Below are 15,108 nucleotides of genomic sequence, written 5' to 3'. Positions count from 1 at the left end.
GACGGACGAGGACGCCGAGGACCTGCGGTGCCAGAGTCCGCACCCGGTCGTTCACCGCGTCGTGGTCCACGTCCAGCCTTCCTCAGGTCGCACAGTGTCGTTCACCAGCGAGCGTCACTCGGAGATCGTCAGGTCCTCGCCCAGGAACGGCCGCACCTCGAGCCACTCGTAGATGGGGCGCCCGCCGACGCCGGGCGCGGCGGACAGCTCCGCCGCGGCCTCGTAGGCGCGCTCCTGAGACTCGACGTCGATGATCATCCAGCCGGCGATGAGGTCCTTGGTCTCCGCGAACGGCCCGTCGGTCACCGGCGGGCGGCCCTCGCCGTCGTACCGCACGAACGTGCCCTCCGGCGAGAGCGCGCCCTCGCCGACGAACTCACCGCTCTCGGTCAGCTTCTCGGCGAACCGGCGCATGTAGTCGATGTGCTCGGTGATCTCCTGCGGGCTCCACTGGTCCATCGGCACGTCCGTGCCGGGCACCCACTCGGGGCCGCCGCGCCGGTAGTGCTTCAGCAGCAGGTACTTCGCCATGGTTGTCTCCCTGGGTCATGGGCCCCGTGGGGCCCTGCGTCGTGGACGCGGTACGGACGCCGTTGCGCGCCCTCGACCCTAGGACGGAGCCCTCGTCGGGTTCTCGACATCAGGATCACCGATTCCCGAGAAAAAAGTTCGGCTCAGCCCGCGCGGGTGCGTACGGCCCGGATCGGCGTGACCGCCGAGGACCCGCCCGACGCGCCGCCCGCCGCATCGGTCGCGGCCCCGGGCACGACGGCGGACGCCTGGAACGCCGCGCTCATCGTCTCGCCCAGGGCGTCGAGGTCGTCCTCGAACAGGCCCGCGTACGTGGACAGCGTCAGCACCGGCGACTCGTGCCCCAGCATGCGCTGCACCGCCTTGACCGTGGCCCCGCCGGAGATGGCCAGCGACGCCGCGGTGTGCCGCAGGTCGTGCAGCGTGAGCGTGTCGAAGTCCTCGGCACCCGGCGCCAGCGTGGTCCGCGCCAGCGCCGTGAGCAGCCGGGTGCGGCTGACCTTCTCGCCGCGCGTCATCGTCGCCCGCGCCCGGTCGGCGCCGGCCACCAGCGCCCACGTCGCGGGGTCGGCCACGCCCGTCGGCTCCACGCCGCCCTCGGACTGCAGGCGGCGGACCGCGGCGACCACCCCGTCGTCGTACAGGCCCGGGGCGGGCAGGCCGAGGGCCTGGCGCAGCGTGCGGACGGCGCCGCCGGCCGCGTCGACGGCGGGCCGGAACGCGGAGCGGTCGAAGCTCTCCCGGCGCAGCGGTCCGCCGCGCGTCCCGGTGAACAGCAGGTCGCCGGGCGCGCGCCCCGCCGCCTGGGCGGCCACGGCGTCCACCAGGGAGGACGGCAGCGGCACCTCGCGCCGCGCGTGGGTCTTGGTGTCGCCGAGCAGCAGCGTGCCGTCGTCGAGCCGCGTGTAGGCCTTGGCCACGCGCACGCGCCGGCGCAGCGGGTCGACGTCGGCCACCGTCAGGGCGCTGACCTCGCCCCAGCGCAGGCCCGTCAGGGCCGTGAGCAGCACGAGGGTGCGGGTCTGCGGCGACGCGGTGGCGTCCGCCACGCGGCGCAGCTGCTCGTGGGACAGGTACCGGTGCGGCTTGGTCTTGGGCGCGCGCGGCAGGGCCGGCACCTTGCCCGACGGCGTCCGCGCGGGGTTGGTGCGCAGCCGGCGCGCGTCCACCGCGGCGTCCAGGAGGGCCACCAGGAGCCGGGCCGCGTCCCGCCGCCGGGCGGGCGAGGCGGTCTCACCGGTGGTGGGGGAGGTCATGGTGGCGGCCCAGCGGGCGACGTCCTCGTGGGTGACCTGCCGCAGCGGGCGGTCCCCGAACGTGGGCGCGACCAGCGACCGGAAGCGTTCGTGCTCGGCCTCGACGGTGCGGGGCGCGCGGTCCACGCGGGCCTCCTGCCAGGTGGCGAACCACTCGGCCACCGTGACGCGGCCGGCGGACGGGTCGATCCACTCGGCGTGCTTGCCCGCCTCCTCCTGCCGCCGGGCCTCCGCGAGCGCCTCGCGCCGGACCGTGAAGCGGCGGGTGCTGCGCAGGCGCCCGTCGACGCGGTATCGGCCCACGTAGCCGGTGCGGCCCTCGGAGTCGGTGCGCTGCTCGGTGTACGCCACGGGGGCAGCGTAGTCGGGGCGTTCCGCCTGGTCGTGGTCGCGCGGGGCGTGTCGGTGGCGCGTCGAGGAGCGGCGTGCCGAGCACGCTCACGCCGCGGCGTGCTGCGGCGCGCTCTCGTGGTCCTCCAGGTTCCGCAGGCGCCGCACCGGGCTCGCCGCGAGGATCGCGGGGCCGGCGAGCATCACGAAGGCGGACCCGAGCAGCACCGCGCGGGTCCCGGCCGTCTCGGCGACCGCCCCGGCGATCAGCCCGCCCAGGGGGATGCAGCCCCAGGACACGAAGCGCACGGTGCCCATGACGCGGGACAGGAGCTCGGGCGGGCTCGCGACCTGCCGGTAGGTGCGCGTGACGACGCTGCCGGGGACCACGCTGGCCGCGAAGAGCAGGTTGCCGGCGGCGAAGCAGATCCAGCCCCAGTGGCCGATGCCCGCGGGGATCAGCAGCGCGCCCGCGAACCCGACGAGCCCGTCGAACAGCACGACGCGCGCCGAGCCGAACCGCCGCACGAGCCAGGGTGTGGCCGCCGCGGCGAGCAGCGCCCCGACGCCCTCGGTCGCCAGCAGCAGCCCGACGACGGCGGCGGGTGCGTGCAGCTCTCGGACCAGGTAGATCGCGAACAGGGCGAGCTGGGCGCCGCAGACCGTGTTGACCACGCACGCCCACCAGGTGCAGGGCGCGAGGACGGGGTGGGTGGTGACGAACCGCCAGCCCTCGGCGATCCGGCGGCGCAGCGGGGTCGGGTCGTCGTCGCCCGGCTGGCGCCGTTCGGGCAGGGTGCGCAGCAGCACCGCGGAGGCGACGTAGGAGACCGCGTCGAGCAGCAGCGCGGGCGCGGCGCCGACGAGCTGGACGAGCAGCCCGCCCAGCGAGGGTCCGCCCAGCTCGGTCACCGCGTGGGTCCCGGACATGAGCGAGTTGCGGCTCGTGAGCTGGTCACGCGGCACGACGGAGGTGATGAACGTGGTGCTGGCGCTGAAGAAGAGCACCTCGGCGAAGTTGAGCGCGAGCGCCACGACGAACAGCTGGGCCAGGGTCAGGTGACCGGCCCACCAGGCCAGCGGCACCGACACGATGGCGGCGGCCCGGACGAGGTCGGTGCCGATCTGGGTGGCACGCAGCGGCCAGCGCTGCACGATCGCGCCGGCGGGCAGCCCGATGACGATCCAGGCCAGGTAGGACGCCGCGGCGAGCAGTCCGGTCTCGAACGGTCCGGCGTCGAGGACGAGCACGGCGGTCAGGGGCAGAGCGATCTTCGTGACCGCCGAGCCCGTGTTGCTGGTCGTCGTGGCCGCCCAGAAGGTCCAGAAGGAGCGTGCGGCGGTCCGGGCCGTCGTCGTCATGGGTGTGCCTCCGGGTGGGTCGGATGGGTAGTGAGTTCCATTTTGGAACGCACTGCGCGTACAGTGGCAGAAGGACGGCGGCGGGCGCAACGCCGCCGGGCACACCAGCCCTGCGAGTTGTCCCGGCGGCGCGGCATGGGCCACGACCTGCGAGAGGATGGCGCGCATGCGCAAGGAGGACCTGGCCGACGCCGACTGCGGGATCGCGCAGTCGCTCGGCGTCATCGGCGACTGGCAGTCCCTGCTGATCGTGCGCGAGGCCGCGGCCGGCGTCTCACGCTTCGACGCGCTCGCCCACGAGCTCGGGTTCAGCCGGCGCGCCCTGACCGAGCGCCTCGGCCGGCTCGTGGACGACGGCGTCCTGGAGCGGGTCCCGTACTCGGCGCACCCGCCCCGGTTCGACTACCGGCTCACCCGCCGCGGCGAGGGGCTCGTGCCCGTGCTCGTCGCGCTGCAGGAGTGGGGGACCCGCCACGTGATGGGCGACGGCACCGTCTCGGGCGCCGTCGGCGACGCCGAGGCGCGGCGGGTGCACGCCCTCGTGGGGACGCGGGTGCCGGACGTGACGCTCAGGGCCCATGACGGCACCGCCGTCGGCCTCGTGGACCCCGACCGCTGGACCGTGCTGTTCCTCTTCCCGGGCGCCTACGCCCCCGACACGGACGGTTACCCCGCCGGCTGGGGCGACATCCCCGGCACCCGCGGCTGCACGCTCGAGTGCGTCACCTACGCCGGGCGCGCCGCGGCGCTCGCCGACGCCGGTGCACGGGTGCTCGGCGTGTCCACCCAGCGCCCCGACCAGCTCGCGGCCTTCGCCACGCACGCGGGGCTGCCCTACGCGCTGGCCTCGGACCAGGACGGCCTGGCGGCGTCCGCCCTGCGCCTGCCCGTGTTCCGGGCCGCCGGGACGGACCGGCTCAAGCGGACCACGCTCCTGATCGCGCCCGACGGCGTCGTGCGCCGGGTCCAGGCGCCGGTGACCGACCCGGCGGGTTCCGTGGACGACATGCTGGACGCGGTGCGCAGCGAGGCGGTGCGCACCGAGACGGTCCGCACCGAGGCCGGCCGCGCGGAGACCGGGCGGCCCGCGCGCGGCTAGCCGTCAGATCGCCCGGGCCTGACCCGTGAGCGCGTTCCAGCCGATGCGTCCGCCGAAGCCGAGCAGCACGACGCCGGTCACGCGGTCGGTGACGCGGGCGATCGCGCGCCCGGACAGCCACCGCCTGGCGAGCCCGGCGGCGTGGATCAGGAGGCCGAGCCAGACCAGCCCGAGGACGTTGTGCTCGGTCGCGAGGAGGACGCCCATGAGCAGGTGCGGCACGCCGTCGGGCAGGAACTGGGGGATGGTGGCCAGGTAGAACACCCCGACCTTGGGGTTGAGCAGGTTGGTCGTGGCGCCGACGGCGAAGGAGCGCCACCGGGACCGGGTCGCGACCGGGCGGACGGCACCGGACGGGGCGGCATCGGACGGGAGAGCGCCGGGGACGACGCCGCCCGGCAGCGCGTCGTAGCTCCCCGGGCGGAAGCTGGTCCACAGCAGCCGGCCGCCGAGCCAGGCGAGGTAGGCCGCGCCGGCCAGGGTGAGCGCCCGGTAGGCGGTCTCGGAGGCGGCGAGCACCGCCGTAGCGCCCACGGCGGCCGCCACGCCCCACGCCAGGGTGCCCACGTTGATGCCGAGCGCCGTCGCGTAGGCGTGCCCGCGCCCGCTGACCACCGCGGTGCGCAGCACGAGCGCGCTGTCCAGGCCCGGCATGATCGTCAGGGGGATCGCGACCAGCGCGAACAGGAGCATCGCGTCGAGGACCGTCACGCGCGCGAACGTACCAGTGCCCGGAGCGCGCGAACGAGCCGGTATTTTGGAAGCCATGCGCGTTCTCGTCTCAGGTGGGGCCGGCTACATCGGCTCGCACACCGTCCTTGCCCTGGTCGCCGCCGGTCACGACGTCATCGTGGTCGACGACTTCTCCAACTCGAAGCCCTCGGTGCAGGGCCGCCTGGAGGCGCTCGCGGGCCGGGAGATCCCGTTCCACGCCTTCGACCTGACCGACGCCGACAAGACCGAGCGGCTGTTCGCGCACGAGCACATCGACGCCGTGATCCACTTCGCGGGGTTCAAGGCGGTGGGGGAGTCGGTCGCCCGGCCCCTGGACTACTACCGCAACAACCTCGAGTCGACGTTCGCCCTGGCGGCTTCGATGGCCAAGTACGGGGTCACCAAGCTGGTGTTCTCCTCCTCGGCCACGGTGTACGGGGAAAAGGCCCCGGTGCCGTACACGGAGGACTACGAGCACCTGTCCTCGTCCTCGCCGTACGGGCAGACCAAGGTGATGATCGAGCGCGTCCTGTCGGACATCGCGCAGATCTCCGAGGGCTGGAAGGTGGCGCTGCTGCGCTACTTCAACCCGGTCGGGGCGCACGCGAGCGGCGACATCGGCGAGGACCCTCAGGGCATCCCGAACAACCTGATGCCGTTCATCGCGCAGGTCGCCGTCGGACGCCGGGACCGGCTCACGGTGTTCGGGGACGACTACCCGACCGCGGACGGCACGTGCGAGCGCGACTACCTGCACGTGACCGACCTCGCCGCCGGGCACGTGGCGGCCCTGGAGCACCTGGACGACATGGCCGAGCCGGCGCGGGCGTTCAACCTGGGCACCGGTACCGGCACGTCGGTACTGGAGCTGCTCAAGGCGTTCGAGCGTGCCGTGGGGCGCGAGCTGCCCTACGAGATCGGGCCGCGCCGGGCCGGGGACCTGCCCGCGTTCTGGGCCGACCCGACGCGCGCCAACACCGAGCTGGGCTGGCGCGCCACCAAGACGATCGACGACATGTGCGCCGACACCTGGCGCTGGCAGTCGCAGAACCCCGAGGGCTTCCCGGGCAGCTGAGGCTGCCTGAGCATGTCTCCCTGAGCACACGTGGGGCCCGCAGCCGGTGGCTGCGGGCCCCACGTCGTTGCTCCTCAGGCCAAGCGGCTCAGACCAGCGGGTTGCCGATCGGCGGCGTCTCCAGCCGGTCGAAGTCGAGCTGGGGCACGCCCTCGTCGGGGTCCGGGGTGCCCGACGGCCGCGGGTTGGCCCGCGGCGCCGGCATCGGGATGGGCCGCTGGTCGGGTCCCAGGGCGGACCGGGACTCGTTGCGCGTCGCGCGCTCGCTGGCCGACGGCTCCTCCAGCACGGTCTGGCGCACCGTGCGGTCCACGGGCTCGGCGTGGGCCTCCTCGAAGGCCCGCACGATGGACCAGGGCAGCCGGATGTAGCCCTCGACGTCGAACCCGTTGGCGATGGCCCAGGCGCGCATCTGCGCCGGGGACGACGAGCGGCGTCCGTCGGTGGGCTTCTTGGTACCCGACTCGTCCACCAGCTTGGGGAACTCGACCGGCGTCGCCTCGACGATCGGCTCGATCACCGACTCCCGGGCGCAGCCGAGCGTGTCCGCGACGCGCCACAGCTCCTGGCGGGCCTCCAGGTGGTACCGGTCAGCCTCGATCGCCTGTTGCACGAGCGCGTCGAAGAACTTCTTGCGGATGTCGGCGGCCGCGTCCGGCGTCAGCCGGTACAGCGGCTCGGCCTCGGCCAGGCCCGACGACGTCTGCGGCGTCAGGCGGCCGTCCTGGAGCGTCTCGGCGACGAGGGACAGGTAGCCGTTGGTGCGCACGTCGGCGACGGCCGCGATCGCGTCGGCAAGGGGCTGGCCGGCGAGCGTGGTCAGCACGCTCGGCCCGCGACGGCCCGGCCACGGGCGCGGGGGCTCGGGCGTGCGGGTGGGGCCCTCGGGCCACGGGTAGACCCAGGCGCGCAGCGTGACCTGCAGCAGCTCGGGCAGGTCCGGCAGGCCGCTCGCGCTCTGCACGAACCGGGCCAGCAGCCCGGCCACCGCCCGCGCCTCGTTGAGCGGGCCGGAGTTCGGCTGGCCACCCTCGAACGGCACGCCCGCCGCGGTGCAGCAGTCCGACAGGCGACGGTGCACCAGGCCCGGCAGGTAGTGGTAGCTCGCGTCGATGATCGTCAGCTGGGCGAGCGTGGGCAGCTCCCAGCCCAGGTGCGACAGCTCCGAACGCAGCACCTCGATGCCGAGCCGGCCGTTGTGCGTCACGATCGCCATCTGCGACAGGCGCTCGCGGAGGGTGGCGGCGACGTCGGCCAGCGCGATCCACGCGCCGTCAGGATGCAGCACCGCCGACCACTCGTCGACCACCGCGCCCCGCTCGTCGATCCGCACGACGGCGATCTCTCGCAGTCGTGCTCCGGCCAGCTGGATTCCGGTGATCCGGGTCGACACCGCTGCGTACGCGGGCTTGCCCACGCGTTCGTCCCTCGCCATGCGCGTCCTTTCTCGACCGCCGTGCCGCCGTTGGCGCGACGACGCGCCACAGGGTGCCACCTGAGCGAGAGTCCTGAAAGTGGAGATCGTACGAATATGTCGGATTCTGTGAAAATCACTACCAAAGATAGCGGACCGCCCCCCGATTATTAACACTTACGGTGGGTGTTTGGCCACCGCCTGGGGCGGTGCAAATGGGGAGGTCATGATGCTGGCGAAGCTTTCGATCATGGACTGGCGCGCCATCGCGGCGCTCGCGTTCGCTCTTCCGTACGTCGCGCTGGTCTTGGTGGGGGAACGGTTCGGCTGGCTTCAGCTGTCCACTTCCGACGCTCTGACCAGCCCAATCACCATTGTGGCACTGGGTTGCCTGCTCGCGGGAGCGGGCCTCGCGCTGACCCCCGTGCTGCAGGGCGGGACCTACCCGATCCTGAACATCCTGGTCGGCGGAGCCATGCTCGCCGGGTTCGGCTACGCCGTGCTGCTGCTCGCCCAGGCCCGGTACGGCTGCGACCCGCTGAACGTCTTGCCCGGCTGCGGGTGATCTTTGGAAAGTTAGGACCGTAGGCGGTATCGGTGCCGCCGCGGGAGTTTTTCCCGTGCCGTGGGCCGCGCTCCGGGACACAATGCGACCGTGTTCCAGCGCCCAGCCAACCACCGCGTCTCGAGCCGTGAGCTCGTGGCCCTCGGCACCGCCAGCCAGGTGCCGACCCGCACCCGCAACCACAACGGCTACGTGCTGTTCTGGGACGACGAGGTCATCCTGTTCGACCCGGGCGAGGGGTCGCAGCGCCAGATGCTGCACGCCGGGATCTCCGCGACGGCGCTGACCCGCATCGCGATCACGCACCTGCACGGCGACCACAGCCTCGGCCTGGCCGGCGTGGTGCAGCGCATCAGCCTGGACGCCGTGCCGCAGACGATCCCGATCGTGTTCCCGGACTCGGGCCGCCGCTGGGTCGAGAACCTGTGCGACGCCACCGCGTACTACCACCAGGAACGCCTCGCGCTGCAGGGACTGAGCCGCGACGGTGAGGTACGCCGCGTGCCGGGCGAGCTGCACGGCCCGGCGGTGCTCAGCGCGGCCCGGCTGGACCACTCGCTGGAGGCGTACGGGTACCGGCTCGACGAGCCCGACGGCCGCCGCATGGTCCCGGAGCGGCTGGCCGAGGCGGGCATCGCGGGGCCCGACGTCGGCCGGCTCACCCGCGAGGGCACGCTGGAGACCGCGCGCGGCACGGTCCGGCTGGAGGACGTCAGCGAACCGCGGCCCGGGCAGTCCTTCGCGTTCGTCATGGACACCCGGATGTGCGACGCGGTGCGGCGCCTGGCCGACGGCGTGGACCTGCTCGTCATCGAGTCGACCTACCTGGACCGCGACCGCGACCTCGCGCACGACCACGGGCACCTGACCGCCCTGGAGGCCGCGACCGTGGCGGCGCAGGCGGGCGTGCGCAGCCTCGTGCTGACCCACTTCTCGCAGCGGTACACCGACCCGACAGAGTTCGAGCGCGAGGCCCGCACGGTGTTCGACGGCGAGCTCACGGTGGCGGCCGACCTGGACCGGGTGCCGGTGCCGCGGAGGCGGTGAGATCGGGCCGCGTGAACCAGAGCGGTGCTCGGTCCAGGTCGCCAGCGGTGGCGGCGGTGATGTGAGTGGTCTAGGCTTCTCGTGAAAGCCGGGGCAGGTCTCCCGGTTATAGTTCGGCCGCGGCCCTTTCAGTTCTCACTGGAGGGGCCGTTAGGCATTTCTGGGCACGGTACCGGCGCACGGTCGAGACGCCCGCTCTTGACCTTCACCCCGGGGGAACGCCCACGCTCCTGGGCACCGGCGACCGTCGCCGGGGACGAGGATGACGACCTGGAGCACCTGAGCATCGGCGAGTTCGCCCGCGGGTCCGGCCTGACACCCAAGGCGTTGCGCCTGTACGACGAGCTCGACCTGCTCCGCCCGGACCGCGTGGACACGTTCAGCGGGTACCGCTGGTACGCGCCCGCCCAGCTCGACCGGGCCCGGCTGGTCGCACGACTGCGCCTGGTCGGCATGCCGCTGGAACGCATCCGGGAGGTCGCGGCCGCGCCGTCGGGCGTCGCCGCCGACCTCGTGAGCGCGTACTGGCGCCAGGTCGAGGCCGACACCGCGTCGCGCCGCGACATCGTCGCCTCCGTCGTCCAGCACCTGCGCACGAAGGAGACCAGCATGCCCACCACCGGCCCCACCCTCACCCTCGGCAGCGCCGCACGGCTCGGCCAGGGCGTACGCCCCGCCCAGCAGGACGCCCTGCACGCCGGGCGCTCGCTGTTCGTCGTCGCCGACGGGTTCGGCCCGCACGGCAGCCCGGTCCCGGCCGGGCTCGTCATCGACGCCCTCACCACGCTGGACGAGCCCTGGGACGCGGCCGACGGCGACCCCGCCGACGGCGACCCCACCGCCGCGCTCCGGGCGGCCTTCGCGGAAGCCCAGCGGGCACTCGACGCCGAGGCCGCCGCGCTGCCCGACCCCAGGCACTTCGGCACCACGGCCACCGCCGCGCTGCTGGTGGGGTCCACGCTGTTCAGCGCCCACGTCGGCGACTCGCGGCTGTGGCTCGTGCGGGACGGTCGCGCCGACCAGCTCACCCGCGACCACACGGTGGTCGCCGCGCTCATCGAGGAGGGCCGGCTCACGCCGGACGAGGCCCGTTCGCACGAGGACCGCAGCCTGCTGAACCGGGCACTCGTCCCGGCCGGGACCGGCGGGCACTCCGGCGACGGACCGGACCTGGCCGCCACGTCGGTGCGCCCCGCGGACCGGATCGTGCTGACGGGCGACGGCGTCCACGCCGTCCTGGAGCCCGGCCGGCTCGCGGACCTGCTGACGCGGCCCGGCGACCCGGACGACGTCGCGCAGCGGATCGCCGACGCCGTCGAGGCCGCGGGCGCCCCGGACAACTACGCGCTCGTCGTCGTCGACCTGGACGCCTGACCCGGACGCCTGACCAGGAGCCGGTGTCCACGGGCAGTTCTACCCGTTGACCTGCCCGTGGACACCAACCCACGATGCCGGGCATGAGCAACCCGGTGAACCTCCAGGTCTGGGACGGCGCCGTCAACCTCCGGGACCTCGGCGGCCTCCCCCTGGAGGACGGCGAGGTCACCGTCCGCGGCCGCGTCTGGCGGTCCGGCGCGCCCGAGCCGATGACGGCCACCGGCTGGGCGGAGGCGATCGACGACGGGCTCACGACCGTCGTCGACCTGCGCAACCCCGCCGAGGTCAAGCAGGCGCACGACCTCATGCCCGACGCCGGGCGCCCCCGCGAGGTCGCCACGCACCACACCCCGACCGAGGACCCCGGCGACCCGCACTTCCTGGAGACCTGCGGCCCGTGGCTGGACCACCCGCGCTCCTACGCGCCGAACATCGCGATGTACCCGCACCTGTTCGCCGGCGTCTTCCGCGCGATCGCCGACGCCCCCGGGCCCGTGCTGGTGCACTGCGCCGCCGGCCGCGACCGCACCGGCATGATCACCGCCCTGCTCCTGTCGCTGACGGGCGTGGAGCACCAGGCGATCGCGCAGGACTACGAGCGCGCCTTCCGCGGCACCACGCACCGCGGGGGCGGCGTCGCCTACGACGTCGAACGGGGCGCCTGGGTGCAGCACCGCGGCGAGACCTGGACCGCCCGCCAGCTCGACGAGCGCGTCGGCGAGCGCCGCGCGGCCCTGCTGGAGTGGCTGGCCGACCTGGACCCGGTGGCCTACCTGCGGTACGCGGGGCTGGACCAGGCGCGGATCACGAGCCTGCGGACGCTCCTGCGGTAGCCGGCAGCTCGAGGGTCATGAACACGCTGTTCGGGTCCAGGACGTAGGCGCCGAACGGGTCGCACCCGACGAACCCGTGGCGCGCGTACAGGCGGCGGGCCGGCGCGAAGTAGTCCTCCGTGCCGGTCTCCAGGCTCACGCGCGGGTATCCGCGCCGCCGGGCCTCGGCCAGCACGGCGGCGAGCAGCGCCGACGCGACGCCGCGGCCCCGCGCGGGGCCCGCGGTCCGCATCGACTTGATCTCGCCGTACGCGCCGTCGGGACCGTCCAGCCGGCTCAGCGCGCAGCACCCCAGGAGCGTGCCGTCGTCGTCCCGCGCGGTCCAGAACGTGATGGTCGGCGCGAGCAGCGCCGTGTGGTCCAGCGCGTGCACGCTCTCGGCCGGCGAGGTGGCGAACATGTCGGTCAGGTGCTCGTCCAGCAGGCGCAGGACGTCGTCGCGGGCGGGGGAGTCGGGGGAGACGTTCACGTGCCCATCCTGCGGGGCGCTCGCGGGTGCGCCGTCCGGATGGCGGGCTCGTGTGGCGCACGTCACGTCCTGGGGGTAGGAATCTCCAGGTGCGCGCACGCCCGTGCGCCTGTGCCGGCCGACGAGGGCCGGAGGACCGAGGAGAAACGACGATGTCGCTGCCGAGCCCGAGCTACACCATCACCCTGCGCGTGGAGGTGGCCGCCTCGCAGCGCGCCACGAGCACGGTGGTAGCGGCGGTAGCCGACGCCGGGGCCGCGGTGATGGGCGTGGACATCGCGCACTCGACGTCGCACGGCCTGGTCGTGGACGTCACGTGCGACACGATCGACGCGGAGCACGGCGAGCGGGTCGTGGCGGCCGTGAACGCCGTCGACGGCGCGGAGGTGCTCAAGTCGAGCGACTCGACGTTCCTGATGCACCTGGGCGGCAAGATCGAGGTCACGAACAAGGTGCCGCTCAAGACGCGCCGCGACCTGTCGCGCGCGTACACGCCGGGTGTGGCGCGGGTGTGCCTGGCGATCGCGGACAAGCCCGAGGACGCGCGCCGGCTGACCATCAAGCGCAACACGGTCGCCGTCGTCACGGACGGCACGGCGGTGCTGGGCCTGGGCGACATCGGCCCGGCCGCGGCGCTGCCCGTGATGGAGGGCAAGGCGGCGCTGTTCAAGGAGTTCGGCGGGGTGGACGCCTGGCCGGTGTGCCTGGACACGACGGACACGGACGAGATCGTGCGGATCGTCAAGGCGATCGCGCCCGTGTACGGGGGCGTGAACCTGGAGGACATCGCGGCGCCGCGCTGCTTCGAGATCGAGGCGCGGCTGCGCGCCGAGCTGGACATCCCTGTCTTCCACGACGACCAGCACGGCACGGCGATCGTGGTGCTGGCGGCGCTGGTCAACGCCCTGAAGGTGGTCGGCAAGGACCTGGCGGACGTGCGGATCGTGGTGTCCGGCGTCGGCGCGGCGGGCAACGCGATCATCCGGCTGCTCAAGGCGCAGGGCGCGCGGCACATCGTGGCGTTCGGCCGGGACGGCGCCCTGCACCCGGGCGTGGTCACCGACGACCCGCACCGGCGCTGGCTGGTGGACAACACCAACGTCGACGGCTTCGCGGGCACGCTGCAGGAGGGGCTCAAGGGCGCCGACGTGTTCGTCGGGGTCTCGGCGGGCGGCATCCTGTCGGGCGCGGACGTCGCGCAGATGGCGCAGGACGCGATCGTGTTCGCGCTGGCCAACCCGACGCCGGAGGTGGACCCGCTGGAGGCGGCCGAGACCGCCGCGGTGGTGGCCACCGGGCGCAGCGACTACCCCAACCAGATCAACAACGTGCTGGCGTTCCCAGGCCTGTTCCGCGGGCTGCTGGACACGGGGGCCACGGACATCACCACGGAGCTGCTGCGGGTGGCTGCGGTCGCGATCGCCGAGGTGGTCGCGCCCGAGGAGCTGAACAGCGCCTACATCATCCCCGGCGTGTTCGACCACCGGGTCGCGGACGCCGTGGCGGACGCGGTGCGCCGGCAGGTCTGAGCTCTTCAGGGCCGGGGCGACCGGCCCGGCACGACGAAGGCCCGGTCGGACGGCGATGAGCCGTCGGGCCGGGCCTCTGCGCTGGGCGCCCCTGGGGGGGACGGTCAGCCGATGCTGCCGATCGCCTGGTTCACGAGGCCGCTGACGACGGCGGCGGTACCCAGGACGAGGACGAGCAGGGCGCCGGTGGAGGCCACCAGGGGGATCCACCAGCGCACGGTCTCCGGCTGGGTGCGACCGTAGAAGTGGTCGGGCTGCGCGGAGGTGGTGCGGTCGAGGAAGGCGTCGTTGTTGCTCACACTGATACAGACGCCCGGGGAGTCGGAAACGATGCCCCGGTACCGATAACGGTTCGGGAACGTTCCCCTCGTCACGGGACGGGACGGGCATCCCGGGGGAGTTGAGGTCAGCGTGAAGAACATCGGGTTCCTGTCCTTCGGTCACTGGACACCGCACCCGACGTCGGGCACCCGCTCGGCGTCGGACGCGCTGCTGCAGTCGATCGACCTGGCCGTGGCCGCCGAGGAGCTGGGCGCGGACAGCGCCTACTTCCGGGTGCACCACTTCGCGCGGCAGCTCGCCTCGCCGTTCCCGCTGCTGGCGGCGGTCGGCGCGCGCACCAGCCGCATCGAGATCGGCACCGGCGTCATCGACATGCGTTACGAAAATCCCCTGTACATGGCCGAGGACGCCGGCGCCGCGGACCTGATCTCCGGCGGGCGGCTCCAGCTCGGCATCAGCCGAGGGTCACCCGAGCAGGTCATCGAGGGCTACCGGTACTTCGGCCACGAGCCCGCCCCGAAGGACGCCGGCGGCGCCGACATGGCGCGCGAGCACACCGCCCGGTTCCTGGAGGCGCTCGACGGCGAGGGTTTCGCCGAGCCCAACCCGCGGCCCATGTTCCCCAACCCGCCGGGCCTGCTGCGCATCGAGCCGCACTCCGAGGGGCTGCGCCGGCGCATCTGGTGGGGTGCGGGCTCCCGCGCCACGGCCGAGTGGACGGCGGCCCAGGGCATGAACCTCATGTCCTCCACGCTGCTCACCGAGGACACCGGCGTGCCGTTCCACCGCCTGCAGGCCGAGCAGATCCAGCGGTTCCGCGACGCCTGGGCCGAGGCCGGGCACGAGCACACCCCGCGCGTGTCGGTCAGCCGCAGCATCTTCCCGATCACCGACCAGCGCGACCGGCAGTACTTCAGCATGGAGGTCTACAGCGAGGACCAGGTGGGCCACCTCGACACCGGCCCGGCCCGGTTCGGCAAGACCTACGCGGGCGAGCCGGACGCCCTGATCGAGGACCTGCGCGCCGACGAGGCGATCGACGCCGCCGACACGCTCCTGCTGACCGTGCCCAACCAGCTCGGCGTGGACTACAACGCCCACGTGATCGAGAACATCGTCAAGCACGTGGCGCCGGCGCTCGGCTGGCGCTGACCCTCGGCGGGCGCTCGCTCCCTGCGGGGGCCGGGGCTGGCGGGCCGACAGCGGAAGGGCGCGGATCTCACCC

15 protein-coding genes are annotated in these 15,108 nt (G+C 73.6%); 8 read left to right on the top strand and 7 right to left on the bottom strand.

The window, feature by feature from the left end; all coding sequences use genetic code 11:
- Positions 1 to 114 precede the first annotated feature (114 nt).
- From ACFU5G_RS23630 to ACFU5G_RS23620, 3 genes are all read right to left on the bottom strand, one after another.
- A complete protein-coding gene (locus tag ACFU5G_RS23630; protein ID WP_121382527.1) occupies positions 115 to 531 on the bottom strand; it encodes a YciI family protein in 417 nt (138 codons plus the stop codon).
- 143 nt (positions 532 to 674) lie between these two features.
- A complete protein-coding gene (locus tag ACFU5G_RS23625; protein ID WP_377250275.1) occupies positions 675 to 2,138 on the bottom strand; it encodes a tyrosine-type recombinase/integrase in 1,464 nt (487 codons plus the stop codon).
- 87 nt (positions 2,139 to 2,225) lie between these two features.
- Positions 2,226 to 3,479, bottom strand: coding sequence for an MFS transporter (locus ACFU5G_RS23620; protein ID WP_377250273.1), 1,254 nt, complete (start codon positions 3,477 to 3,479; stop codon positions 2,226 to 2,228).
- 166 nt (positions 3,480 to 3,645) lie between these two features.
- Between ACFU5G_RS23620 and ACFU5G_RS23615 the strand changes: the two genes are divergently transcribed.
- On the top strand, positions 3,646 to 4,578 hold the full coding sequence (locus ACFU5G_RS23615) for a winged helix-turn-helix transcriptional regulator (protein ID WP_377250271.1): 933 nt from the start codon (positions 3,646 to 3,648) through the stop codon (positions 4,576 to 4,578).
- A gap of 3 nt (positions 4,579 to 4,581) precedes the next feature.
- On the opposite strand, the gene ACFU5G_RS23610 is transcribed toward ACFU5G_RS23615, so the two are convergent.
- Positions 4,582 to 5,289 (bottom strand): LysE family translocator, encoded by a 708-nt coding sequence (locus ACFU5G_RS23610; protein WP_377250269.1) that lies wholly within the window; start codon positions 5,287 to 5,289, stop codon positions 4,582 to 4,584.
- Positions 5,290 to 5,344: 55 nt separating this feature from the next.
- Between ACFU5G_RS23610 and galE the strand changes: the two genes are divergently transcribed.
- Positions 5,345 to 6,367 (top strand): UDP-glucose 4-epimerase GalE, encoded by a 1,023-nt coding sequence (gene galE / locus ACFU5G_RS23605; protein WP_377250267.1) that lies wholly within the window; start codon positions 5,345 to 5,347, stop codon positions 6,365 to 6,367.
- Positions 6,368 to 6,455: 88 nt separating this feature from the next.
- On the opposite strand, the gene ACFU5G_RS23600 is transcribed toward galE, so the two are convergent.
- Positions 6,456 to 7,802, bottom strand: a complete 1,347-nt coding sequence (locus ACFU5G_RS23600) for a hypothetical protein (RefSeq protein WP_377250264.1) — start codon at positions 7,800 to 7,802, stop codon at positions 6,456 to 6,458.
- Positions 7,803 to 7,971: 169 nt separating this feature from the next.
- On the opposite strand from ACFU5G_RS23600, the gene ACFU5G_RS23595 reads away from it, so the two are divergent.
- The 4 genes from ACFU5G_RS23595 (at position 7,972) to ACFU5G_RS23580 (ending at position 11,603) form a co-directional block, all read left to right on the top strand.
- Positions 7,972 to 8,346, top strand: coding sequence for a hypothetical protein (locus ACFU5G_RS23595; protein ID WP_377250262.1), 375 nt, complete (start codon positions 7,972 to 7,974; stop codon positions 8,344 to 8,346).
- Between the two features lie 90 nt (positions 8,347 to 8,436).
- Positions 8,437 to 9,393 carry a ribonuclease Z gene (locus tag ACFU5G_RS23590; protein ID WP_377250260.1) on the top strand — a complete coding sequence of 319 codons (957 nt, stop codon included), beginning with the start codon at positions 8,437 to 8,439 and terminating at the stop codon, positions 9,391 to 9,393.
- Positions 9,394 to 9,591: 198 nt separating this feature from the next.
- Positions 9,592 to 10,767 (top strand): MerR family transcriptional regulator, encoded by a 1,176-nt coding sequence (locus ACFU5G_RS23585; protein WP_377250257.1) that lies wholly within the window; start codon positions 9,592 to 9,594, stop codon positions 10,765 to 10,767.
- Between the two features lie 83 nt (positions 10,768 to 10,850).
- Positions 10,851 to 11,603 carry a tyrosine-protein phosphatase gene (locus ACFU5G_RS23580; protein WP_377250255.1) on the top strand — a complete coding sequence of 251 codons (753 nt, stop codon included), beginning with the start codon at positions 10,851 to 10,853 and terminating at the stop codon, positions 11,601 to 11,603.
- On the opposite strand, the gene ACFU5G_RS23575 is transcribed toward ACFU5G_RS23580, so the two are convergent.
- The gene (locus ACFU5G_RS23575) at positions 11,575 to 12,072 is read right to left on the bottom strand and encodes a GNAT family N-acetyltransferase (RefSeq protein WP_377250253.1); all 498 of its coding nucleotides are present in this window, start codon (positions 12,070 to 12,072) and stop codon (positions 11,575 to 11,577) included. The genes ACFU5G_RS23580 and ACFU5G_RS23575 overlap by 29 nt on opposite strands.
- Positions 12,073 to 12,224: 152 nt before the next feature.
- On the opposite strand from ACFU5G_RS23575, the gene ACFU5G_RS23570 reads away from it, so the two are divergent.
- Complete coding sequence (locus tag ACFU5G_RS23570; RefSeq protein WP_377250251.1) at positions 12,225 to 13,601, top strand: NAD-dependent malic enzyme; 1,377 nt, start codon at positions 12,225 to 12,227, stop codon at positions 13,599 to 13,601.
- A 104-nt stretch (positions 13,602 to 13,705) separates the two neighbouring features.
- On the opposite strand, the gene ACFU5G_RS23565 is transcribed toward ACFU5G_RS23570, so the two are convergent.
- Complete coding sequence (locus tag ACFU5G_RS23565) at positions 13,706 to 13,900, bottom strand: hypothetical protein (RefSeq protein WP_377250248.1); 195 nt, start codon at positions 13,898 to 13,900, stop codon at positions 13,706 to 13,708.
- Positions 13,901 to 14,012: 112 nt separating this feature from the next.
- Between ACFU5G_RS23565 and ACFU5G_RS23560 the strand changes: the two genes are divergently transcribed.
- Positions 14,013 to 15,035, top strand: coding sequence for an LLM class flavin-dependent oxidoreductase (locus ACFU5G_RS23560; RefSeq protein WP_377250246.1), 1,023 nt, complete (start codon positions 14,013 to 14,015; stop codon positions 15,033 to 15,035).
- Positions 15,036 to 15,108: the final 73 nt, after the last annotated feature.

Origin of the sequence: Promicromonospora sp. NPDC057488 (assembly GCF_042802395.1) — a bacterium.
Lineage (GTDB): Bacteria > Actinomycetota > Actinomycetes > Actinomycetales > Cellulomonadaceae > Promicromonospora.
This window is presented reverse-complemented; position numbering and strand designations above follow the sequence as displayed.